The organism is Streptomyces sp. NPDC048461 (genome assembly GCF_055587105.1).
Window position 1 is genome coordinate 89,828 of the sequence record NZ_JBVJGW010000014.1, and the last position, 21,973, is coordinate 111,800.

The following is a 21,973-nucleotide window of genomic DNA, read 5'->3' on the forward strand; positions in this document are numbered from 1 at the left end:
GTCGTCAATTATTGACCTCACTTATTGACGACCGAGGAGCAGCCCCGTGCACGCCACCCCCTCACCGCCCGGCCGGACCCTGGGCCGGCTCGCCCCGGCCCTGGGCGCGGCCGCCGTCGTGCTCGCCCTCTGGTACCTGGTCGCCGCGTCCGGCGGGGTGGCTCCGGGACTGCTGCCGACGCCGGCCCAGACCGCGGCCGCACTGGCGGACAGCGCCCGCAGCGGCGTCCTGGCCGAGGACCTGGGCGCCAGCCTGGCCCGGGCCGGGCAGGGCTTCGCCCTCGGCGCGGTGATCGGCAGCGCGCTCGGCTTCACCACCGGCTACCTGCCCCGGGTGTCCGCCGCCGTCACCCCGGTCGTCTCCTTCCTGCGCCCGATCCCGGCCATCGCCCTGGTGCCGCTGGCCACGGCCTGGTTCGGCATCGGCGAGACGGCCAAGCGGCTGCTCATCGCCTACGCCGTCCTCCTCGCCGTCTGGCTCTACGTCCACGACGGGGTGTCCCGGGTGCCGGCCACCCACCTGCGCGCCGCCCGCACGCTCGGGGCTCCGCTGCACCGGCGCTTCTCCGAGGTCCTGCTGCCGGCCGCCGCGCCCGCCCTGCTCGCGGCGCTCCGCTACGGCGCCTCGGTGGCGCTGCTCGCCCTGGTGGCCGCCGAACTGGGCGGCGCGGACAGCGGGTTGGCGTACCGGCTCCAGGTGGACGGGCAGTTCCTGCGGGTGGACCGGATGTTCGCCGGCCTGCTCGTACTCGGGCTGCTCGGCGTCGCCGTGGACCTGGTACTGGCCTCGATCGGCCGCCGGTTCGTGCACTGGGGCGCGTCATGAGCCTCGGGGTACGGCTGGAGGGGCTGTCCGTCGCGTACGGGGGCACGCCCGTGCTGGAGCGCACCGAACTGGACCTGCCAGCCGGCTCGTTCACGGCGCTGCTCGGGCCGAGCGGGTGCGGGAAGTCCACGGTGCTGGGCGCGGTGGCGGGGTTCGTGAAGCCCACCGGCGGGCGGGTGACGGCCGGTTCCGCCCCGGTGACCGGGCCGGGCCCGGACCGCGGCGTGGTCTTCCAGCACTACGCGCTCTTCCCCTGGCGCACGGCGCGCGGCAACGTCGAGTTCGCCCTGAAGCGGCTCGGCCTGCCCCGCGCGGAGCGGCGCCGGCGCGCCCTGGCGGCGCTGGCCGAGGTCGGTCTGGCGGAGGGCGCCGAGAAGTACCCGGCGCAGCTGTCCGGCGGCATGCAACAGCGCGTTGCGCTGGCCCGGGCGCTGGCCGCGGAACCCGAAGTGCTGCTGATGGACGAGCCGTTCGGGGCGCTGGACGCCCTGACGCGCACCCGGATGCAGGCCCTCCTGCGGGAGCTGTGGCAGCGCCGAGGCACCACCGTCCTGTTCGTCACGCACGACATCGACGAGGCGCTGGCACTCGCCGAGCGGGTCGTCGTCCTCGGCGGCGCCCCAGGGCGCGTGCTGGCCGACCATCCGGTTTCCGCCGGGCCGCCCGACCCGGACCTGCGGTCGCTGATCGCCCGCCACCTCGGCGCCGAGTGACCCCGGGGCGCGATGGCACCGGTCCGGTGCGGCGGCGGCGGGTCACCGTCGACCGGCAGGTCACCGGCCAGCGGTAGGTCACCGGCCCCCGGCGGCTCCACATCGGGCGGCGGGCCCACGTCCGGCGACCAACCGCGCGCCCTTCCCCGTCCCTCGTCCTCGTCCCCCGCCGTTCCGACTTCCCCGATCCCCCGTCACCCCGTTCTCCCGTTCCGCGAAAGGTTCCGCCATGCCCTCCCCCGCCTCCGCTCCCGACCCCGCTCCCCGCGGGCCCAGCAGGCCCCGCAGACCCCACGCGGTGACCGCCCTGCTGTTCGCGGCGCTGCTCTCCACCCTTGCCACCGCGTGCGCCGGCGGCTCCGGCCGGAGCGACGGCGGCCGTCCCGCCGTCACCCTCGCCTCCAGTGACCACCTCGGCGGCGCGCCCGTCTACGTGGCGCAGGAGCGTGCGCTGTGGTCCGCCGAGGGCGTCGACGCCACCGTCAACACCCAGCCCTCCGGCCGCGACGCCCTCAACGCCGTGCTCGGCGGCCAGGCCCAGTTCGGCGTGGTGGGCGACCTGCCCGCGGTGACCGCCGCGCTGGGCGGCCGCGACCTGCGGATCGTCGCCGACCTGTCCCGGTTCTCCGACTGGCGCCTGCTCACCCGCACCGACGCGGGCGTCGGCGGGTTCGCCGACCTGAAGGGCCACAGGGTCGGGGTGCCCCGGGGCACCAACGTCGAGTACGCGCTGTCGCGGATGCTCGCCTCGGCCGGGCTCACGGCCGCCGACGTCACCGTGGTCAACCTGGCCCCGAACCAGGTCACTTCGGCGCTGGCCCGCGGAGACGTCGACGCCGGGGTCACCTTCCCCAGCTTCTACGGCGCCGCGCGCACCGCCCTCGGCGACCGCTACGCCGAGCTCCCGTACTCCGGCTACACGGCCAGGACCCTGCTCGTCGCAGGCCCCTCGGCCACCCCGCAGGGCACGGCCGCCGTGCTCCGCACCCTGCTGCGGGCCCAGCGCGAGATCGGCGAGGACCCGGCCACCGCCCGCCGGGCCGTGCTCGCCCAGTCCAAGGGAGCGCTCGATGCCGCGTACGTCGAGGCGTTCCAGCCCCGTTACACCTACGGCGCCACCCTCTCCCCCGAGCTGCTGGCGCAGTTGACGGAGGAGGCCGCCTGGGCCAAGGCCGCCCAGGGCCTGCCGGGATCCGCCGACCGCGCGGCGCTGTCCGCCTACCTGAACCCGGCGCCGCTCGCGGCCGCCGATCCGGGCGCCGTCACCGTCACGGCAGCCGGCTGACCGGCCCCGGAACCACCCGCACACCAAGGAGAAACCCATGAGCATCGACCAGAACACCCTGCGCCGCCGCGGCACCGGCCTCGTCGCCCACGACCCCGAGCGCAGCTACGGCGGCTACACCCTCTACACGCCCATCACCAGCGCCGGCGAGATCCACCTCGTCGACATCGAGGGACGCCCCGTCCACACCTGGAACTCCCCCCACCCGCCCGGCCGTCAGGCCCAGCTCCTGCCGAACGGCAACCTCTTCTACGCGGCCAAGGACACGAGCGGCCCCACCCTCTTCCCCATCTGGGACGTCTACCACGGGGGCATCTTCCAGGAGCTGGCCCCCGACTCCACGGTCGTGCGCGAGGCCCGGCACCCCTTCCACCACCACGACGCGTCCGTACTGCGCAACGGGAACCTCGTCGTCACCGGCGTCGAGCCGCTGTCCCCCTCCGACGCGGCCCGGATCCGGGGCGGCATCCCCGGCTCCGAGGCCGAGGGCGGCGTGATCTACGGGGACGTGGTGTACGAACTGACGTGGGACGGCGAGGTCGTGTGGCGCTGGGCCGCCATCGAGCACCTCGACCCCGAGGAGGTGCCGCTGAACCGCCACTTCGCCCGCGAGCACTGGCCGATGGCGAACACCGTCAACGAACGCGCGGACGGCTCGCTGGTGGTGGGCTTCCGCAGCGCCTCGACCACCGTGGCCGTCGACCGCGCGGACGGCTCCGTGCGCTGGCGCATCGGCCCCGACGTCCTGGCCCAGCAGCACCACCCGCACGAGCTGCCCGGCGGCACCATCCTGGTCTTCGACAACGGGACCTACCGCGACCACACCTCCGTCCCGTACTCGCGGGTGCTGGAGCTCGACCCGCACACCGGGAAGGAGGTCTGGTCGTACGAGGACAATCCCCCGCAGAACTTCTTCAGCCCGTACATGTCCAGCGCCCAGCGCCTCCCCAACGGGAACACCTTCATCGCGGAGGGCTCCTTCGGTCGGCTCTTCGAGGTGACGCCGGGCGGGGACGTGGTGTGGGAGTTCGTGGTCCCGCAGTTCCGGGCGTTCGGGGAGGGTGTCGGGCTGGAGTCCTCCGGCGGCGCCCAGAACTCGGTATTCCGCGCCTATCGATACGCCGCGGACCAGCTTCCCTGGCTCTGATCCGCACCCGGTTCATTTCACCCGAGGGCGTTGTGTGTACGGCGGATGAAATTGGTACGCGCGTCGGCGCATTCCGATATCAGGACCGTTGACACCCGTTCTCCGCGCTGCCTAGCTTACGCCGCAGATAACGACATCAGCGGCCTCTCCCGTCCGGCATGACGGCTGCTTTTCGATTCCGCTGCATATCGAAGCTGCTGGAGTGTCCCGTGACCGAACCACTGCTCCTCTCCGCGCCCGCCGGCCCTTCGGGGCCACCCGGGCAGCCGGGGCCCGCCGGGCCTCCGGTACCACCCGGGCCGGCCGAGCGGGTCCTCCCGCTCCGCCGGCCCGGCCGGTGGATCGCCGCCCTCGTCGTGCTGGTCCTGGCCTCCCAGGCCGCCAACGGGCTGCTCACCAACCCCTTCTACCAATGGGACCGCTTCGCCTACTGGTTCCTCCGGCCGGTGATCCTGGAGGGGCTGCTCATCACCCTCCAGGTGGCCGCGTACAGCGCGGTCCTGGGTCTGGCCGGCGGTGTCCTGCTCGCGCTGGGCCGGCTCTCCGGGAACCCGGTGCTGCGCTCGGCGAGCTGGACGTACATCTGGCTCTTCCGCTCCGTACCGCTGATCGTGGTCCTGCTCTTCCTCTACAACCTCAGCGCGCTGTACCCGACGCTGAGCGTCGGGGTGCCGTTCGGGCCCGCGTTCTTCACCTTCGACGAGTCCCGGCTCGCCACCGACCTCGTCGTGGCCGTCATCGGGCTGAGCCTGAGCGAGGCGGCGTACGCGGCCGAGATCGTCCGGGCCGGCGTGCTCTCCGTCGACCAGGGGCAGCACGAGGCGGCCGCCGCCCTGGGCCTGCCCAAGCGGTACCAGTTCGCCCGGATCGTGTTCCCGCAGGCGCTCCGCTCGATCGTCCCCTCGTACGTCAACCAGCTGATCGGCCTGCTCAAGGCCACCTCCCTGGTTTTCTACGTCTCCCTGCTCGACCTGTTCGGCTCGGTGCAGAGCCTGGCCGGCACCTACCCCGGCGACGTGGTGCCGCTGCTGTTGGTGGCCACCGTCTGGTACGTGATCCTCACCAGCGTCGTCTCCGTCGTGCAGTTCTACGTCGAGCGGTACTACGCCCGCGGCGCCCTGCGCACCCTGCCGCCCACCCCCGTGCAGCGGGCCCGGGCGGGCCTGCGCGACGTACGGACCCGCTTCCTGAAGGAGACGGCCCGATGACCGCCACGGCCACCCCGGACACCCCTGCCGCCGCGGGAACCGCCACGGAACCCGCCGAGGGCGGCGGCGCACGGCCGGCCGGGATCGAGGTGCACGCCGTGCACAAGTGGTACGGCGCCCAGCACGTCCTGGACGGAGTGAGCCTGAGCGTCGCGCCGGGCACGGTCACCGTGGTCCTGGGCCGCTCCGGCTCCGGCAAGTCCACGCTGCTGCGGCTGCTGAACCACCTGGAGAAGCCCGACGCGGGGCACGTCAGCGTGGGCGGCGAGCTGATCGGCGTACGGCGCCACGGGACGCGGCTCAAGGAGCTCGGCGGCCGGGCGATCCTCGCCCAGCGCAGCCGGATCGGCTTCGTCTTCCAGAACTTCAACCTCTTCCCGCACCTGACCGTGCTGGACAACGTCGCCGCGGCCCCGGTGGCGACCGGCCGGCTGCCCCGCGCCGAGGCGCAGACCCTGGCGCGCGGGCTCCTGGAACGGGTGGGGCTCGGCGACCGGACCGGCGCCTACCCGCGCCAGTTGTCCGGAGGCCAGCAGCAGCGGGTCGCGATCGCGCGGGCCCTCGCCCTGCGGCCCGGGGTCATCCTCTTCGACGAACCCACCTCCGCCCTGGACCCCGAACTCGTCGGCGAGGTGCTGTCGGTGATCAAGGACCTGGCGACCGGCGGCACCACCCTCGTCATCGTCACGCACGAGATCGGCTTCGCCCGCGAGGTCGCCGACGAGGTCGTCTTCCTCCACGAGGGCCGCGTCGTCGAACAGGGCCCGCCGGGCCGGGTGCTGGACCACCCGCGGCACCCCAGGACCCGGGAGTTCCTCAGCAAGGTCCTGTGACCGCCTCCGCTCCCCCGCTCTTCCCCCTTCCGCCCCCACGGCCTTCCCCCGCTCCGTCACCACTCGCAAAGGACACACCCATGCACCGCCTGCCCACCCTGCGCACCAGACTCGTCCGCGGCCTCGGCGCGGCGACCGCCACCGTCGCCCTCGCCTCCGGTCTCACCGCCTGCGGCGGGGACGCCGAGGCCACCGGCGCCGCGTCCGGCAAGGTCACCGTCGGCGCCGTCTCCAACGGGGCGGCCCGGCAGGCCGAACTGACCGTCCCCGTCGTCGAGTCCCTGCGCGCCCAGCTGCCCGAGGCCGTCCGCGAGCGCGGCGAGCTCGTGATCGGGGTCGGCGCGCTGCCCGCCGGGTTCCCGCCGCTGGCGTACGTCGGCACCGACCAGAAGACCCTCACCGGCGCCGAGCCGGACCTCGGCCGGCTGGTCGCCGCGTCGCTCGGGCTGGGGCCCGTGGTGAAGAACTCCACGTGGGAGAACCTCTTCGTCGGCATCGACAGCGGCAAGGTCGACGTGGCCTTCACCAACGTCACGGTGACGGAGGAGCGCAAGAAGAAGTACGAGTTCGCCTCCTACCGCCACGACGACCTCGCCTTCGAGGCACTGAAGGAGAACCCCTGGAACTTCGGCGGTGACTACCGCAACCTCGCGGGCCGGACCGTCGCGGTCAGCTCCGGCACCAACCAGGAGAAGATCCTGCTGGAGTGGCAGAAGAAGCTCCGGGCCGAGGGCAAGGACGTCGACGTCAAGTACTTCCCCGACGCCAACAGCGTCTACCTGGCCCTGAGCGGCAAGAAGATCGACCTCAGCTTCGGCCCGAACCCCTCCATCTCGTACCACATCACCCAGACGGCCGGCGGCAACGCCCCCACGCGCAACGCGGGTTCCTTCTCCGGCGCCGGCGAGAGCCTCCAGGGGCTGATCGCGGCCACCGCCAAGAAGGACAGCGGCCTCGCCAAGCCGGTGGCCGACACGATCAACCACCTGATCAAGAACGGTCAGTACGCGCAGCTGCTCACCGCCTGGAACCTGTCCAACGAGGCCGTGGCCACCTCGGAGGTCAACCCTCCCGGCCTTCCCCTCACCAACTCCTGAGCCGGCGGGCCGTCCCCCGGCCCGCCGGCGTGCCCCGGAAGGAGAGCCGCGCCCCATGAGCACCGGCACCACCACCCCGCTCGCCCCGCACATCCTCGACAACCCGGCCTGGGCCTCCCTGTCCGGGCCGCACGCGGCCTTCGCGGAACACCCCGGCGGCCGGGCGGCCGGCCGCGCCGCGCACGCCGCCCGCTACCCCGCCGACGTGGCGCCGTTCGCGGCGATCGCCGACCCGGCCGACCCGCGGTCCTGGACCGCGCTGCACGAGCTCGTGGGCGCGGGCGGGGCCGTGACGCTCGCCGGAGTGCTGACCCCGCCGGAGGACTGGGAGACCCTCGGCACGATCCGGGGCGTCCAGCTGGTCGACACCGCGCTGCGCGCCGAACCCGCGCCGGAGGCGGTCCGGCTCGGGCCGTCCGACGTGCCCGAGATGCTCGCGCTGATCGAGCTCACCGCACCCGGCCCGTTCCTGCCCCGTACCGTCGAGCTCGGTACGTACCTGGGGATCCGCCACCGGGGCCGACTGGTCGCGATGGCCGGGGAGCGGCTGCGGCCGCCCGGCTGGACCGAGATCAGCGCCGTGTGCACCCACCCCGGCTTCCGCGGCCGGGGGCTGGCGACGCGGCTGGTGCGCGCCGTCGCCGCCGGCATCCGGGAGCGGGGCGACGTACCGTTCCTGCACACCGCGGCGAGCAATACGGGCGCGGTACGGCTCTACGAGTCGATCGGGTTCACCGTGCGCCGGCGGCCGTTCTTCATGGCCCTGCGGGCGCCGGGCGGCGCGGGCAACACTGCCGCCAAGTTCTCTTAATATTCCGGTCATTGTATGGCCCAGTCATCGGGCGTAGCGTTTTTGAGAGAAATGGCTGACGGGCGAATGCGCGACCCCGCACCGGCATTTCTTCCGCACGCCGATCAGGAAGGCGTATTCCGACGTGTCCGTTTCCCCGTCACCTTCGGCCCACCCGTCACCTTCGGCCGATCCGTCACCTTCGGCCCCTCCGTCCCCCGCCCGCCGGTCGCCGTCCTCCGCCCCGCTGCACCTCGCGGTGGCCCTCGACGGCGCCGGCCGGCACCCCGCCGCCTGGCGCGAGCCCGGAGCCCGGCCCGAGGCGCTCTTCACCGCCCGGTACTGGGCCGGCGCCGTCGCGGAGGCCGAGGCGGGACTGCTCGACTTCGTCACCTTCGAGGACGGCCTCGCGCTCCAGTCCTCCGCTCCGGACGGCGGCCCCGACGAGCGCACGGACCGCGTGCGGGGCCGGCTGGACGCGGTGCTCACCGCGGCCCGCGTAGCTCCGCTGACCCGGCACATCGGGCTGGTCCCGAGCGTCACCGCGACCCACACCGAGCCCTTCCACATCTCCAAGGCCGTCGCGACCCTCGACCACGTCAGCCGCGGCCGCGCCGGCCTGCGCGTCCAGGTCTCCGGACTCGCCCACGAGGCACGGCACTTCGGCCGGCGCACCGCCCCGTTCTCCGCTCCCGAGCTGTACGAGGAGGCCGCCGACCACGTGGAGGCGGTCCGGCGGCTGTGGGACAGCTGGGAGGACGACGCGGAGATCCGCGACGTGGCCACGGGCCGGTTCGTCGACCGCGACAAGCTGCACTACATCGACTTCGAGGGACGCCACTTCAGCGTGCGGGGCCCCTCGATCACCCCGCGCCCCCCGCAGGGCCGGCCCCTCGTCGCCGCCCTCGGTGACGGCGGGGCGTCCTACGGCTTCGTCGCGCGGTCCACCGACATCGGGTTCGTGACCGCCCGGAACGCCGAGGAGTCGCGCGCCGCCGTCGCCGCGATCCTGCGGGCCCGGGAGGCCGTGGCGCCCGGCGCGGAGCCGCTGCACCTGTTCGGGGAGCTCACCGTGTTCCTCGACGAGGACGCGCCGGCCGCCGCCGCCCGCAGGGAGCGGCTCGACGCGCTCGCCGGGGAGGCGTTCGCGGACGACACGGAGGTCTTCACCGGAACCCCGGCCCAGCTGGCCGACCTGCTCCTCGAACGACGCTCCGCGGGCCTGTCGGGCTTCCGGCTGCGACCGGGCACGACCGCCCACGACCTGCCCGCCGTCACCCGGGGGCTGGTGCCCGAACTCCAGCGCCGCGGCGCCTTCCGCCACGCGTACGAGGCGGACACCCTGCGCGGGCTCCTCGGGCTGGAGCGTCCGGCCAACCGCTACGCCGCGCGGCCCGCCACGAGCCCCGCCGCCTGACCCGGACCCCCGGAAGGACGAACCATGAGCACCAAGCCGCTCAAGCAGATCCACCTCGCGGCCCACTTCCCGGGCGTCAACAACACCACCGTGTGGAGTGACCCGGCGGCCGGCAGCCACATCGACTTCGACTCGTTCGTCCACTTCGCACGGACCGCCGAACGCGCCAAGTTCGACTTCCTCTTCCTCGCCGAGGGCCTGCGCCTGCGCGAACAGGGCGGCGAGATATACGACTTGGACGTGGTCGGCCGGCCCGACACGTTCACCGTCCTCGCCGCCCTGGCGGGCGTCACCGAGCGGCTCGGCCTGACCGGCACCATCAACTCCACCTTCAACGAGCCCTACGAGGTGGCCCGCCAGTTCGCCTCCCTCGACCACCTCTCCGAGGGCCGCGCCGCCTGGAACGTCGTCACCTCCTGGGACGCCTTCACCGGCGAGAACTTCCGGCGCGGCGGATTCCTGCCGCGGGAGGAGCGCTACTCCCGCGCCCGGGAGTTCCTGTCCACCGCCATCGAGCTGTTCGACTCCTGGGACGGTTCCGAGATCGCCGCCGACGCCGCGACGGGCACCTTCCTGCGGGACGCGCGCGCCGGGGCCTTCGCCCACCGGGGGCAGCACTTCGACATCGACGGCCGCTTCAACGTGCCCCGCAGCCCGCAGGGCCGCCCCGTGGTCTTCCAGGCGGGCGACTCCGACGAGGGCCGGGAGTTCGCCGCCTCCGGCGCCGACGCCATCTTCGGGCGGTACGCGACCCTCGACGAGGGCCGGGCGTTCTACGCCGACGTCAAGGGCCGCCTGGCCCGGTACGGACGCACGCACGACCAGCTGAAGATCCTGCCCGCGGCGACGTTCGTCCTCGGCGACACCGACGCCGAGGCCCACGAGACCGCCCACGAGGTGCGCCGGCTCCAGGTCAGCGGGCAGACCGCGATCAAGTACCTGGAGCACGTCTGGAACCGTGATCTGTCCGGCTACGACCCGGACGGCCCGCTGCCGGACGTGGACCCGGAGGTCGGGGAGAACACCATCGCCCTGGGCCGGGCCAGCGTGCGCCAGTTCCGCGACCCGCTGGCCACCGCCCGGGAGTGGCGCGAGCTCGCCGAGGCCAAGAACCTGTCGATCCGCGAGCTCGTCATCGCGACCACCTCCCGCCAGACGTTCGTCGGCAGCGCCGCGACCGTCGCCGAGTCGATCGACTCGCTGGTGCAGGCGGACGCCGCCGACGGGTTCATCCTGGTCCCGCACATCACCCCGGGCGGTCTGGACGTCTTCGCGGACACCGTCGTCCCGCTGCTCCAGGAGCGCGGGGTCTTCCGGTCCGCGTACGAGGGCACCACCCTGCGCGACCACCTCGGGATCTCCGTGCCGCAGGCGGGGTCCGACGCCGGACGGACGGCGGAACCGCGGGCCGCGGCCTCGTGAAGTTCCTGGCGATCACCCTGATCGCGGATTCCCCGGACCCGGTGACGGGCGCCCCCACGCCCACCCGCGAGCGGTTCCGCCAGGTCGTCGGGGCCGCCCTCCTCGCGGAGGAGCTCGGCTTCGACGGGTTCGGGGTCGGCGAGCGCCACGAGCGGCCGTTCCTGTCGTCCTCGCCGCCCGTGGTCCTCGGCCACATCGCCGCGCTGACCCGCCGCATCCGCCTGTACACGGCGGTGACCACGCTGAGCCTGCTGGACCCGGTACGGGCGTACGAGGACTACGCGACGCTCGACCACCTCTCCGACGGGCGGCTGGAGCTGATGATCGGCAAGGGGAACGGCACGGCGCAGCGCGAGCTGTTCGACGTGAGCCCCGAGGACCAGTGGGAGCGCAACGCCGAGGGCTACGAGCTGTTCCGGCGGATCTGGCGGGAGGACGAGGTGACCGCCCAGCCGCGGTTCCGGCCCGCGCTGACCGGCGCCGAGGTGCTGCCCCGGCCGTACCAGCGGGAGCTGCGGGTCTGGCACGGCAGCGCGACGAGCCGGGAGTCCGTGGACCTCGCGGCGCGCTTCGGGGACCCGCTGTTCTCGGCGAACGTCACGCATCCGATCGGCCCCTACGCGGAACTCGTCCGGTACTACCGGGAGCGCTGGGAGCACCACGGGCACGATCCGGCGCACGCGGTGGTCGGTGCGGGCACGGCCGGCTTCCACACGGCGCCGACCTCGCAGGCGGCGGTCGCCGCGTACCGGCCCGCGTTCGAGCGGTACCTCGGCTTCCACAAGCTGAGCGGCGCGGAGCCGGTCTTCCCGACGCTGGAGGACTTCGTCGAGCGGAGCTCGGCCCTGATCGGCAGTCCGCAGCAGGTGGCCGAGAAGGTCCTGCGCTACCACGAGGAGTTCGGCCACACGGTCCTGCACCTGCAGGCCGAGCCGGGCGGGCTCACCGCCGCCGAGCACCGCGCGTCCCTCGAACTGTTCCAGTCGGACGTCGCGCCGGTGCTGCGCGGTGCGGTTCCCGACCCCGTCTTCCCCTCCTCCCCCGACCTGTAAGGAGCCCGGCCATGTCCGGCATCCCCCTCGGTGTCCTCGACCTCGTACCGATCTCCTCCGGTTCCACCGCGGCCGAGGCCCTGCACCGCAGCATCGACCTCGCCCGGGAGACCGAGCGGTTCGGCTACGCCCGCTACTGGTTCGCCGAGCACCACCTCAACCCGGGGGTCGCCGGGACCTCGCCGGCGGTCGTCCTCGCGCTGACCGCGTCCGCCACCACGACGATCCGGATCGGCTCGGGAGCCGTGCAGCTCGGGCACCGCACCGCGCTGTCGACCGTCGAGGAGTTCGGCCTGATCGACGCCCTGCACCCGGGGCGCCTGGACCTGGGCCTCGGCCGTTCCGCGGGCCGCCCGCCGGCGGCGCCGGCCGAGCCCGCGCGGCCGGGCACCCCGGTGGTGGACGGGTACACGCCGAACGGGCTGCGCATCCCGGCACGCTTCTCCTTCGCGCACCTGCTGGGCCACCCCCGGGTCGCCCTCCAGCAGCGGCTGCTGAACCTGCCCGGGGCGCAGCCCCAGGAGTACGGCGAGCAGGTCGACGACGTCCTGGCGCTGCTGCGCGGCGAGTACCGCTCGCCGGAGGGGGTGGAGGCGCACGCCGTCCCCGGCGAGGGGGCCGACGTACAGGTGTGGATCCTGGGCAGCAGCGGCGGGACGAGCGCGGAGGCCGCAGGCCGGAGCGGGCTGCGGTTCGCGGCGAACTACCACGTCAGCCCGGCGTCGGTGCTGGAGGCGGCGGAGGGCTACCGGGCGGCCTTCAAGCCGTCCGCCGAGCTGGACCGGCCGTACCTGACGGTGTCCGCCGACGTGGTGGTGGCCGAGGACGACGAGACGGCGCGCGAGCTGGCCACCGGCTACGCGCCCTGGGTGCGCAGCATCCGCACCGCCGAGGGTGCCATCCCCTTCCCCTCCCCGGACGAGGCCCGTCGGCTGCCCTGGACGGACGCCGACCGGGACCTGGTCGCCGACCGGGTGGACACGCAGTTCACGGGCTCGGCCCGGACGGTCGCGGACCACCTGGAGCGGCTCCAGGAGGCCACGGGGGCCGACGAGCTGCTGATCACGACCATCACCCACGACCACGCGGACCGGGTGCGGTCCTACGAGCTGCTGGCCGAGGAGTGGGCGCGGCGCTGACGGCGGGCGGGGCCCCCGGCGGCGGGCAGGTGTGACGGAAGTCTGACGAACCGCCGCGGCCCCTGGCGCCGGGGGGACCGGCGGTGGTCGAATCGGCGGGTGAGCACAGAAGAAGGCACGGACCCCGGTGGCCCCGACGGCCGGGGCGCGCCGGTCGGGCGCCGGCTGGTCCTGGGGATGCTCGGCCTCGGGGCCGCCGGGCTGGTCGCCGCCCCCCACCTGCAGCGGGGCGTCGAAGCCGTCACGGGCCGGGACCCCACGGGGCTGACCGGTCTGCTGCCGAACGGCGGCGGGTTCCGCTACTACTCGGTGGCCTCCTCCGTCCCCGAGCGCGGCCCGCAGGACTACCGGCTCACCGTGGACGGCCTGGTCGAGCGTCCGGCGACGTACTCCCTGGACGCCCTGCGGGGGCTCCCGCAGACCCGGCTGGTGCGCGACGTCCAGTGCGTGACCGGATGGCGGGTGCCCTCCACCCCGTTCGAGGGGGTGACGCTGTCGCGGCTGCTCGACGCCGCCGGGGTGCGCCCCGAGGCCCGGGCCGTGCGCTTCGAATGCTTCGACGGCACGTACACCGAGAGCCTCACGCTCGAGCAGGCGCGGCGGGACGACGTGCTGGTGGCGCTGCGCATGCAGGACCGGCCGCTGAGCCACAGCCACGGCGGTCCGGTGCGGCTGTACGTCGCCCCGATGTACTTCTACAAGTCGGCGAAGTGGCTCTCCGGCATCACCCTCACCGACCGGGTCGAACCGGGCTACTGGGAACGGCTCGGCTACGACGTCGACGCCTGGGTCGGCCGCTCGAACGGACGTGACGATGCCCCCACCGCCTGAACGCCCTTCGCGCGTGCGCCGGTTCACCGCCGGCCAGCGCTGGGTCCACCGGACGACGGCGTGGCTGGCCCTGCTGTGCGTCGCCTCCGCCGCCTGCCTGTACCTGCCGCCGCTGGCGGAGCTCGTGGGCCGCCGCCGTCTGGTGGTCCTCGTACACGAGTGGTCGGGGCTGCTGACGCCGCTCCCCTTCCTGCTCGGCCTCGCCTCCCGCGCCTTCCGCGCCGACCTGCGCCGGCTGAACCGGTTCGGGCCGCACGACCGGCAGTGGCTGCGCTCGGCGCTGCGCCGCGAGCGGGGCCCCCGGCCGGCAGGCAAGTTCAACGCCGGGCAGAAGGTGTACGCGGGCTGGCTGGCCGGCGCCGTGCTCGTGATGCTCGGCACGGGGCTGCTGATGTGGTTCACCGGCCTCGCCCCGCTCGTCTGGCGGACCGGCGCCACCTTCGTCCACGACTGGCTGGCCCTCGCCCTGGCCGTGGTCCTCGCCGGTCACATCGGCAAGGCCCTGGCGGATCCGGAGGCGCGGCGCGGCATGCGCACGGGCTCCGTGGAGCGCGAGTGGGCCGCGCACGAGCACCCGCTGTGGGAGCACTCCGAACGCTGACCGGGCCGGCGTACGGGCCCCTGCGCCCGGGGCGGGCGGGCGGGCGTACGGGAGGGGCGGCACGGGTGGCGTGCCGCCCCTCCCCCTCCGGCGGGCTCAGCCGCCGTCGCGCACCGCGACGATGCCGTTGAAGACGCCGACGTAGGCCGTGCCGTCGGGCCCGAGGGTGATCGGGGCCCAGTTGTTGTCGTAGAGCGCGCCCGTCCCGGTCAGCTGGCGCCAGCGGCGCTCACCGGTGCGGAAGTCCACCGCGGTGAGGTACCAGGCGTCGATGCCCCAGAAGTTGGGCTCCTTCTCGTAGAAGTAGAGCAGCCCGTTCGCGGTGGAGAGCTTGGGGACGACGGAGGGCGAGCGGATCGCGCTCTGCCACACGGTGTCGCAGCCGCTGCCGTCGGCCCGGACGTCGATGCGGCTGACGCCGCCCACGACGGACTTGCCGAGCAGCAGCGTGGTGGGGTTCTCGTAGCCGTAGTTGTTCTCGACGACGATGCTGTTGCCCCAGGTGATCAGGGAGTTGTCCGTGGTCGAGGCGCCCGAGCCGAAGACGGGCACCGTGCAGACGAGCCGCTGTTCGGCGGGGACGTCCGCGCCCCGGCGGTAGACGAGGACGTTCATCCGGTCGTCGGCGTTGTCGGTGATGGCGACGTAGCCGTTGCCGAACAGGTCCGGGGTGGTTCCCGAACCCTGGTTCACGGAACCGGGCTTGGCCTTGGTGCCGCGGTCGTAGGTCTGGCGCCACTGCACCTCGGGCGTGCCGTCGGCGCCGGCCCGGAAGCTGTACAGGGCATGGTCGGTGACGATGGAGACGCCGTCCTCGGCGACCGAGAAGGAGTTCTGGATCTCCTCGCCCGCCAGCCGTACGGAGCGGATCTGCGAGGTCGCCGGGTCCACCGTGCCGACGCGTCCCTGGCGGGTGACCCACCAGATGCGGCCGTTCCAGTCGGGCATCACGGACGTGACGGGGTCGCAGGTGCCGCTGGGCCACAGGTTGGTCCAGGTCACGCAGTCGTGCGGGACCTGGCCGGTGAGGTCCCAGTCGTCGTCGACGGTGAACTTCCAGCTGCCGTCCGGGTTCTGCCCGTGGGAGAGGCGCAGGATGTGCTGGCGGGAGTCGGCCAGCACGGCCCGGTCCTGGTGGTCCAGGTAGAAGTAGGCACCGCCCGAGGTGTCCTTGAAGATCTTCGCGAAGTCGAGCGAGGTGATCGCCTCGACCGTCGAAGAACGCTGCGGGAGCTGGTACTCCGCGAGCGTGGCGAGCGTGCGGGGCTCCAGGAGCTTGACCTTGAAGCCGGTGAACGTGCCGCAGACGGTGACCAGGCGGCCGCCCGAGTCGAAGGTGGCGGTGGCGCACTCGCCGCCGAGGGCGGCGATCTTCTCGCTGGTGACCTGCGGGTTCCTGCCGAGCGGCCCGGACCAGGGCGAGGTCGCGCTGCCGGCGGCGTCGGAGTGCATGCCGCTGCGGCCGTTGGGCGCGAGGAAGGGGTGCTGGGGCGGAGCCTCGCCGGGCAGCGGGGCGGCCGCCGCGGGGCTGCCCTCGTAGTGGCTGACCAGGCGGTGGCCCGGCGCCTTGGGTATCTCCTCGGCCTGGGCCGGCGTGGTGCCGTACATCGCCGTGAAGGCGACGAGCACCGGGACCACGGCGCAGTTCAGCGCTCTTCGGAGCATCCGGACTTCCTCCCTCTCTCTTCAGTTCTGTTGACATCGTGTCTCACGTCGCGCCGCCGCCAGACGCTAGATCGCGGCGCCCGAGGAGTCCATGGAAGGGGCGGATGCTTCACGAAGGCGCAACAGTCGATCAAGGAGCGCGGGTCGGTACAGCGGCTCGGGGCAGCGGCTCGGGGCCGCGGGTCAGGGGCCGAGACCGGACACCGCGTTCGCGGTGGCCGCGAGGCCGTCGTGGATGGTCGCGGCCATGCTGCTGCTCGCGAGGAGGAAGCCGAACAGCACGCAGACGAGGGCGTGGGAGAACTTGAGGGCGCCGCTGCGCACGAAGACGCACGCGAGGACGAGGAGCAGGACGACCACGGAGAGGGAAATCACCATCGGAACCTCCTTGTGCGGCGCCATGGTGGCGCAGGAGGGGGTGCCTTCGGGCGAAAGCCGTGTCCGCCGTACGGGTGTTGACGGTCCGTGACGGGCGGTCAGTCCTTGACGATCTCGTCCCAGTGGGTCGTACGGTCGCACCAGCGCGCGAGCAGGACCGGATCGTGGCCGACCGCGAGCAGGCCGGCGCCGGTGTCGGCCCGGTACTCCTCGACCACCCTGACCAGGGCCGCCGTGGTGGAGGCGTCCAGCATCGCGGTCATCTCGTCGCAGACCAGCCAGCGCGGGCGCAGGATCAGCGCGCGGGCCAGGCAGGCCCGTTGCAGCTGGCCGTCGCTGACCTCGTGGGCACGGCGGGTGAGCAGATCCCGGCCGAGTCCGACACGCTCCGTCAACTCGGCGACGGCCGCGTCCGCTTCCGTACGGCGTCCCGTGGCGCGGAGGGGTTCCGCGACGAGGTCGCGCAGCCGCAGGCGCGGGTCGGCGGAGAGCCGGGGCTGCTGGAAGACGACGCCGACGGAGGTCCGCAGGTCGCGCGGGGCCCGGTGCCGGAAACCGGTGACGGCGCGGCCGTCCAGGGACACGGTCCCGCGGTCGGGGCGGTGCAGCAGGGCGGCGACGCGGGCGAGGGTGGACTTGCCGCAGCCGCTGGGCCCCAGGAGCCCCAGGGATTCGCCGGGACGCAGGGCGAGGTGCGCGCCGCGGACGACGGGGGCGCGGCGGTCGTAGCCGGCGGTGATGCCGGTGAGCTCAAGCATGGTGGCAGGCCACCCCTTCGGTGAGCGCGGGCCGTTCGGCGCGGCAGGCGTCGTCGGCGCGGGCGCAGCGGGCGGCGAAGGCACAGCCGGGCGGGAGCGCGCCGAGCTCGGGCGGAGCGCCGGGGATGGGGGCGAAGGCCCGCTCGGGCAGGGCGTCGAGGAGGCCGGCGGCGTAGGGGTGGCGGGGGCCGGGCTTGCCGAAGAAGGCGGCTGCCGGGCCCAGTTCGACGATCCTGCCGGCGTACATGACGGCGACGGTGTCGGCGATCCGTTCGGCGGCGGCGAGGTCGTGGGTGATCATCAGCAGGGCCCGGCCGGCGTCGCGGGTGTGGGTGCGCAGCTCGTCGACGGTGCGGTGGACGAGCTCCCGGTCGAGGCCGGTGGTCGGCTCGTCCGCGAGCAGGAGCGGGGCGTCCCCGATGAGGGCGAGCGCGGTGGCGGCGCGCTGGGCGAGGCCGCCGGAGAGTTCGTGGGGGTAGCGGTCGAGGTGGTCGGCGGGGAAGGCGGCCCGTTCGGCCGCGGCCTCCGCGGCGGCGCGCAGCGCGGCTCCGCCCCGGCGCCCGCGGGGGGCCGGTGCGGAGCCTCGCTGCGCGCGGGGGGCCGGTGCGGCCGGCCGCACCAGGGCGCGGACGGTCTCCTCCAGGTGGGCGCGGACGGTGCGGACCGGGGTGAGGTGCGCGGCCGGGCTCTGCGGGACCAGGCCGACGCGGCGGCCCCGTACGGTCCGGGCGAGCGTGCGCTCGTCGGCGGCGAGCAGGTCGAGCCCGTCGGCGAGCCGGGCCGTGCCGACGGTCTCGGCGTTGCCCGGGAGCAGGCCGAGGAGGGCCGAGGCGAGCACGGACTTGCCGCAGCCGCTCTCGCCGACGAGGGCGAGGCACTCGCCGGGGGCGAGGCGGAAGGAGGCCCCGGTGACGGCCTCGACGTAGCGCCCGGCGCGCATGCGGAAGCGGACGGAGAGCCCGTCGACGGCGAGCACGGGGGCACCGGCGCCGCCCGCGGCTTCGGCACCGGGACCGCCCGCGGCTTCGGCACCGGGACCGGCACCGGGACCGCTGCCCGGACCGGGAACGGCGAGGGCCCGGTCACCGGGGCGGGCCCCGGCGCCGGCGGCGGGGTGGTGGCGGGTCACAGGGTCAGCTCCGAGCGGCGGCGGGGGTTGAGGCGGTCGCGCCAGGCTCCCGCGAGACCGGCGATGGCCAGGGTCGGGACGATCAGGAGCAGCCCCGGGAAGAGGGTCGGCCACCAGTCCCCGGCGAGCAGCGAACCGCGGGCGCTCTGGACCAGGTTGCCCAGGCTGGCCTGGTGCGCCGGCAGCCCGAGGCCGAGGAACGACAGGGCGGACTCGTGCCACATCGCGTGCGGGACCATCAGCACCGCGGCCAGCCCCGCCTGCGGGAGCACCCCGGGCACCAGGTGGCGGACGGCGACCCGCCGGCGCGAGGCGCCGCCGGAGATCGCGGCGTCCACGTACGGGCGGGCGCGCAGGGAGAGGACCTCGGCGCGGACGATGCGGGCCGTCGACAGCCAGTGGGTGACGGCCACGGAGACGACGACGGGCCAGACGCCCGGCCGGAACATCGCGACGATGAAGATGCCGAGCAGCAGGTGCGGGATCGAGGACAGGGTGTCCACGACCCGCATCACCAGCCGGTCGGTCCACCCGCCGAGCGCGCCCGCCGCCGCTCCCACCGCCGTGCCGAGCACGGTGGCGACCAGCGCTGCCACCAGGCCCACCAGCAGCGAGACCCGCAGCCCGTAGACGCAGCGGAGCAGCAGGTCGCGCCCGACGTCGTCGGTGCCGAAGGGGTGCGCCCAGGAGGGCGGCAGCAGCTTCGCCGACAGGTCGACCGCCTGCTGGTCCAGCTGTGCCAGGGGCGGCACCAGCAGGACCGCGAGGGCGATCAGCAGCACGATCGCCGCCGAGACCCGCACCCGCAGGGTCCGCGTCGAACTCCGGGCGGTCCCGGCGGACTTCCACGCGGGCCCGGTCGGCGCCGTCGTCCCCGCGGTCCCGCGCGCCCGCTCGGTCACCGGCTCAGCCATCGAAGCCCACCCTCGGGTCCGCCAGCCCGTACAGCAGGTCGGACAGCAGGTTCCCGGCGAGCACCGCCGCCGTGGCCAGCACCGTCAGCGCCGCCAGCAGCGGGAAGTCCACCGAGGTCGCGGCCTGGACGGTCGCCGCCGCGATGCCCGGCCAGCTGAAGACGGTCTCCACCAGCAGCGCGCCGGTGATCAGTTCCGGCACCCGGGAGCCGACCAGCGTGAGCATCGGCAGCATGCCGGAGCGCAGCGCGTGCCCCAGCAGGACGCCCCGCTCGGCCAGCCCCCGTGCGCGGGCTCCGCGTACGGGGTCCTCCTCCAGCGCGTCCGCCACGCCCTGGCGGACGTACAGGTAGAACCAGGGGAGCTGGGAGATCCCCAGCACCAGCGCGGGCAGCACCAGGTGCGAGGTGACCTGACCGAAGGTGACGACGTCGCTGCCCGCGTCCGTGAGGCCGCCCGAGGGCAGCACGCCGAGGTGCACCGAGAAGAACCAGATGGCCAGCAGCCCCAGCCAGAACGCGGGAGCCGCCTCCAGTGTGTAGGCGAGCGAGCTGACGGTCCGGTCCAGGAGGCCGCCCTGGCGGCGCGCGGCCAGCACGCCCAGCGCCGTCCCCAGCAGCACGGCCACCGCGAAGGCGGTCGCGGCGAGCAGGGCGGACCAGCCCAGCCGTTCCCCGATGACGTCGGCGACGGGCTGGCGCATCACGGCGGAGGTGCCGAAGTCGCCGGTCAGCGCCGAGGTGAGCCAGTCCCACCAGCGTGCGACGAGCGGCTGGTCGGCTCCCAGGTTGACGCGCAGCTGGTCGAGCTGGGCCTGCGAGGCGGTCAGTCCCGCCGTGCCGGCGTAGGCCTTGACGGGGTCGAAGGGGGACAGCGCGGCGATGGCGAAGACCCCGAAGGTGACGACGAGCAGGACGGGGGCGGCGAACAGCGTCCGCCGCCCGGCCATGCGCGCCATCGGCCCCCAGGGGAGGCGGCCGGAGCGGGAGATCACGTCGGGCTGCTCACTTCTGCTTCGGCTTCCAGGTCTCGACGTTCCACCAGGGGCCGGTGCCGAGACCGTGGTCGTGCGGCTCGACCTGCGTGGAGAGGCCGTCCCACTTGTCGTTCACGACGTACAGGTGGTCGATGTGGGTGAGGAAGACGTAGCCCGGGTTCGCGGCCAGCTCGCGCTGCACGGTGTCGTACGCGGCCTTGCGCGCGGCGGGGTCGCCGCTGCGGCGGCCCTCGGTCAGCGCCCGGTCGACGGCCGGGTTGTCGTACCGGGCCATGTTGTTGAAGCCGTCGCCCGCGAGGGAGGAGGTCAGCAGCAGGTACTGGTCGAAGTCGGGGTCGGCCGGGGAGCCGCCGCCGGCGAGGACGGCGTCGGTCTTCATCCGGGGTTCGATGACCTCCCAGGTCCCCGCCTCGGTCGTGACCTCGATGCCGGCCTTCTTGGCGTCGGAGGCGAAGGCGAGCGCGTGGTCCTGGCGGAGTTTGTCGCCGGAGGGGTACCAGAGCGGGAAGGCGGCCCGGACCCCGTCCTTGACGCGGACGCCGTCGGCGCCGGGCTTCCAGCCCGCCTCGTCGAGGATCCGCTGCGCCTTCCCGAGGTCGTGCGCGCGCTCCGTGCCGGCCGCGAACCACGGGCTGCCGGTGGGGACCGGCCCGAAGGCGGGCTTGCCCGCGCCCTCCAGGAGCTTGTCGACCATGGTGGTGCGGTCGACGGCGGTGTCGAGCGCCCGGCGCACGGCGACGTCCCCGGTGACCGGGTGGTGCGTCGGGAGGGTGACGGTGCGGTAGTCGAAGCTCTTGGCGGCGAGCGTCGTGCGCGTCTCGTCGGCGGCGAACCCCTTGGCGAGGTTCGGCGGCAGGACCGCCGCGTCGAGCTCGCCGGAGCGCAGCCGGGTCGCGCGGACGTCGTCGTCCTTGATGACGGCCATGGTGAACTTCTTCACCGCGGGCTCGCCGCCCCAGTAGCCGGGGTTGGCCGTGAAGCTGAGCTTCTCGCCCTTGGACCAGCCGGTGAGCAGGTAGGGGCCGGTGCCGACGGGCCGGGTGGCGAAGTCGCCGCTGTTGACGTCCTGGCGACCCGCGACGTGCTCGGGGGCGATCGGCAGGACGGTCCGCTCGGCGAACGGCGCGTAGGGGTACTTCAGGGTGAAGACGACCGTGTCCGCGCCGCGCGCCTCGACGCCCGCGATCGCGTCCAGTTCGGTCTTGGAGGCGTTGTTCGTCTTCGCGTCGAGGACCGTCCGGTAGGTGAAGACGACGTCCTCGGCGGAGAAGGGCTCCCCGTCGCTGAACTTCACGCCCTGGCGCAGCTTGTACGTGTAGGTGAGTCCGTCGGCGGAGACCTCGGGAAGGGCCTCGGCCAGCGCGGGCTTCAGCTTCATGTCCGCGTCGTGCGCGAGCAGCCCGTCGAAGATCTTGGAGTTGCCGTCCTTGCCGTAGCCGAGCAGCGGGCTCAGGCTCTCCGGTTCGGTGGCGATGCCGACCACGGCGGAGTCCGCGGAGCCGCCGCCGGTGCCCCCGCCGGGGTTGGAGCAGGCCGCCACGCCCGTGATGAGTGCGACGGCCAGCGTCGCGCGGGCCACTCTCCGTACGGTCCGGGCCGTCATCCTGCACACATCCCTGTTCGTGATCATCCGTTATTGCAAAGAGATGGCAATAATGCCAGACCCGATCAGAAGGAGTCGAACCGGTCCCCCGGCAGCCCTTCCGCCATCCCCGCTGCGGCAGGGGTCTTGCCCGGCCCGCGACCCTCGTGCCATATATGTCTAGACCTT

At 73.9% G+C, this 21,973-nt stretch carries 21 protein-coding genes; 14 read left to right on the plus strand and 7 right to left on the minus strand.

Annotation, left to right across the window (positions count from 1 at the left end; genetic code table 11):
• The first annotated feature begins 46 nt into the window (after positions 1–46).
• From ACZ6S8_RS23840 to ACZ6S8_RS23905, 14 genes are all read left to right on the plus strand, one after another.
• Positions 47–826, plus strand: coding sequence for an ABC transporter permease (locus ACZ6S8_RS23840; protein WP_469458824.1), 780 nt, complete (start codon positions 47–49; stop codon positions 824–826).
• Positions 823–1,539: an ABC transporter ATP-binding protein gene (locus ACZ6S8_RS23845; RefSeq protein ID WP_469458826.1), complete on the plus strand. Its 717-nt coding sequence runs from the start codon at positions 823–825 to the stop codon at positions 1,537–1,539. Before ACZ6S8_RS23840 ends, ACZ6S8_RS23845 begins: the two co-directional genes overlap by 4 nt.
• A 229-nt stretch (positions 1,540–1,768) precedes the next feature.
• Positions 1,769–2,824: an ABC transporter substrate-binding protein gene (locus ACZ6S8_RS23850; RefSeq protein WP_469458828.1), complete on the plus strand. Its 1,056-nt coding sequence runs from the start codon at positions 1,769–1,771 to the stop codon at positions 2,822–2,824.
• 37 nt (positions 2,825–2,861) lie between these two features.
• Positions 2,862–3,971, plus strand: a complete 1,110-nt coding sequence (locus tag ACZ6S8_RS23855; RefSeq protein ID WP_469458830.1) for an aryl-sulfate sulfotransferase — start codon at positions 2,862–2,864, stop codon at positions 3,969–3,971.
• A 209-nt stretch (positions 3,972–4,180) separates the two neighbouring features.
• The gene (locus ACZ6S8_RS23860) at positions 4,181–5,179 is read left to right on the plus strand and encodes an amino acid ABC transporter permease (protein ID WP_469458832.1); all 999 of its coding nucleotides are present in this window, start codon (positions 4,181–4,183) and stop codon (positions 5,177–5,179) included.
• Entirely contained in the window at positions 5,176–6,012 is an 837-nt protein-coding gene (locus tag ACZ6S8_RS23865) for an amino acid ABC transporter ATP-binding protein (protein WP_469458834.1), read from the plus strand. Before ACZ6S8_RS23860 ends, ACZ6S8_RS23865 begins: the two co-directional genes overlap by 4 nt.
• Positions 6,013–6,092: 80 nt before the next feature.
• A complete protein-coding gene (locus ACZ6S8_RS23870) occupies positions 6,093–7,109 on the plus strand; it encodes a transporter substrate-binding domain-containing protein (protein ID WP_469458836.1) in 1,017 nt (338 codons plus the stop codon).
• Positions 7,110–7,164: 55 nt separating this feature from the next.
• Positions 7,165–7,920: a GNAT family N-acetyltransferase gene (locus tag ACZ6S8_RS23875; protein ID WP_469458838.1), complete on the plus strand. Its 756-nt coding sequence runs from the start codon at positions 7,165–7,167 to the stop codon at positions 7,918–7,920.
• Positions 7,921–8,158: 238 nt separating this feature from the next.
• Positions 8,159–9,316, plus strand: a complete 1,158-nt coding sequence (locus ACZ6S8_RS23880; RefSeq protein ID WP_469458841.1) for an LLM class flavin-dependent oxidoreductase — start codon at positions 8,159–8,161, stop codon at positions 9,314–9,316.
• 24 nt (positions 9,317–9,340) lie between these two features.
• Positions 9,341–10,738, plus strand: coding sequence for an NtaA/DmoA family FMN-dependent monooxygenase (locus ACZ6S8_RS23885; protein WP_469458842.1), 1,398 nt, complete (start codon positions 9,341–9,343; stop codon positions 10,736–10,738).
• The gene (locus tag ACZ6S8_RS23890; protein ID WP_469458844.1) at positions 10,735–11,790 is read left to right on the plus strand and encodes an LLM class flavin-dependent oxidoreductase; all 1,056 of its coding nucleotides are present in this window, start codon (positions 10,735–10,737) and stop codon (positions 11,788–11,790) included. Before ACZ6S8_RS23885 ends, ACZ6S8_RS23890 begins: the two co-directional genes overlap by 4 nt.
• An 11-nt stretch (positions 11,791–11,801) precedes the next feature.
• Positions 11,802–12,929, plus strand: coding sequence for an LLM class flavin-dependent oxidoreductase (locus ACZ6S8_RS23895; RefSeq protein WP_469458845.1), 1,128 nt, complete (start codon positions 11,802–11,804; stop codon positions 12,927–12,929).
• A 99-nt stretch (positions 12,930–13,028) separates the two neighbouring features.
• Positions 13,029–13,760 carry a molybdopterin-dependent oxidoreductase gene (locus tag ACZ6S8_RS23900; RefSeq protein ID WP_469458848.1) on the plus strand — a complete coding sequence of 244 codons (732 nt, stop codon included), beginning with the start codon at positions 13,029–13,031 and terminating at the stop codon, positions 13,758–13,760.
• Positions 13,744–14,361 (plus strand): cytochrome b/b6 domain-containing protein, encoded by a 618-nt coding sequence (locus ACZ6S8_RS23905; protein ID WP_469458849.1) that lies wholly within the window; start codon positions 13,744–13,746, stop codon positions 14,359–14,361. Before ACZ6S8_RS23900 ends, ACZ6S8_RS23905 begins: the two co-directional genes overlap by 17 nt.
• Before the next feature lie 96 nt (positions 14,362–14,457).
• On the opposite strand, the gene ACZ6S8_RS23910 is transcribed toward ACZ6S8_RS23905, so the two are convergent.
• The 7 genes from ACZ6S8_RS23910 to ACZ6S8_RS23940 form a co-directional block, all read right to left on the minus strand.
• Positions 14,458–15,969, minus strand: coding sequence for a hypothetical protein (locus ACZ6S8_RS23910; protein ID WP_469459069.1), 1,512 nt, complete (start codon positions 15,967–15,969; stop codon positions 14,458–14,460).
• 240 nt (positions 15,970–16,209) lie between these two features.
• Positions 16,210–16,404 (minus strand): hypothetical protein, encoded by a 195-nt coding sequence (locus ACZ6S8_RS23915; RefSeq protein WP_469458851.1) that lies wholly within the window; start codon positions 16,402–16,404, stop codon positions 16,210–16,212.
• Positions 16,405–16,502: 98 nt separating this feature from the next.
• Positions 16,503–17,162, minus strand: coding sequence for an ABC transporter ATP-binding protein (locus ACZ6S8_RS23920; RefSeq protein WP_469458853.1), 660 nt, complete (start codon positions 17,160–17,162; stop codon positions 16,503–16,505).
• Positions 17,155–18,138 carry an ABC transporter ATP-binding protein gene (locus tag ACZ6S8_RS23925; protein ID WP_469459071.1) on the minus strand — a complete coding sequence of 328 codons (984 nt, stop codon included), beginning with the start codon at positions 18,136–18,138 and terminating at the stop codon, positions 17,155–17,157. The genes ACZ6S8_RS23920 and ACZ6S8_RS23925 overlap by 8 nt, the downstream gene beginning before the upstream one ends.
• 149 nt (positions 18,139–18,287) lie before the next feature.
• Positions 18,288–19,205 (minus strand): ABC transporter permease, encoded by a 918-nt coding sequence (locus ACZ6S8_RS23930; RefSeq protein ID WP_469458855.1) that lies wholly within the window; start codon positions 19,203–19,205, stop codon positions 18,288–18,290.
• Positions 19,198–20,163: an ABC transporter permease gene (locus tag ACZ6S8_RS23935; protein WP_469459072.1), complete on the minus strand. Its 966-nt coding sequence runs from the start codon at positions 20,161–20,163 to the stop codon at positions 19,198–19,200. Before ACZ6S8_RS23935 ends, ACZ6S8_RS23930 begins: the two co-directional genes overlap by 8 nt.
• A gap of 46 nt (positions 20,164–20,209) precedes the next feature.
• Positions 20,210–21,805, minus strand: a complete 1,596-nt coding sequence (locus ACZ6S8_RS23940) for an ABC transporter substrate-binding protein (protein WP_469458857.1) — start codon at positions 21,803–21,805, stop codon at positions 20,210–20,212.
• Between the last annotated feature and the right edge of the window lie 168 nt (positions 21,806–21,973).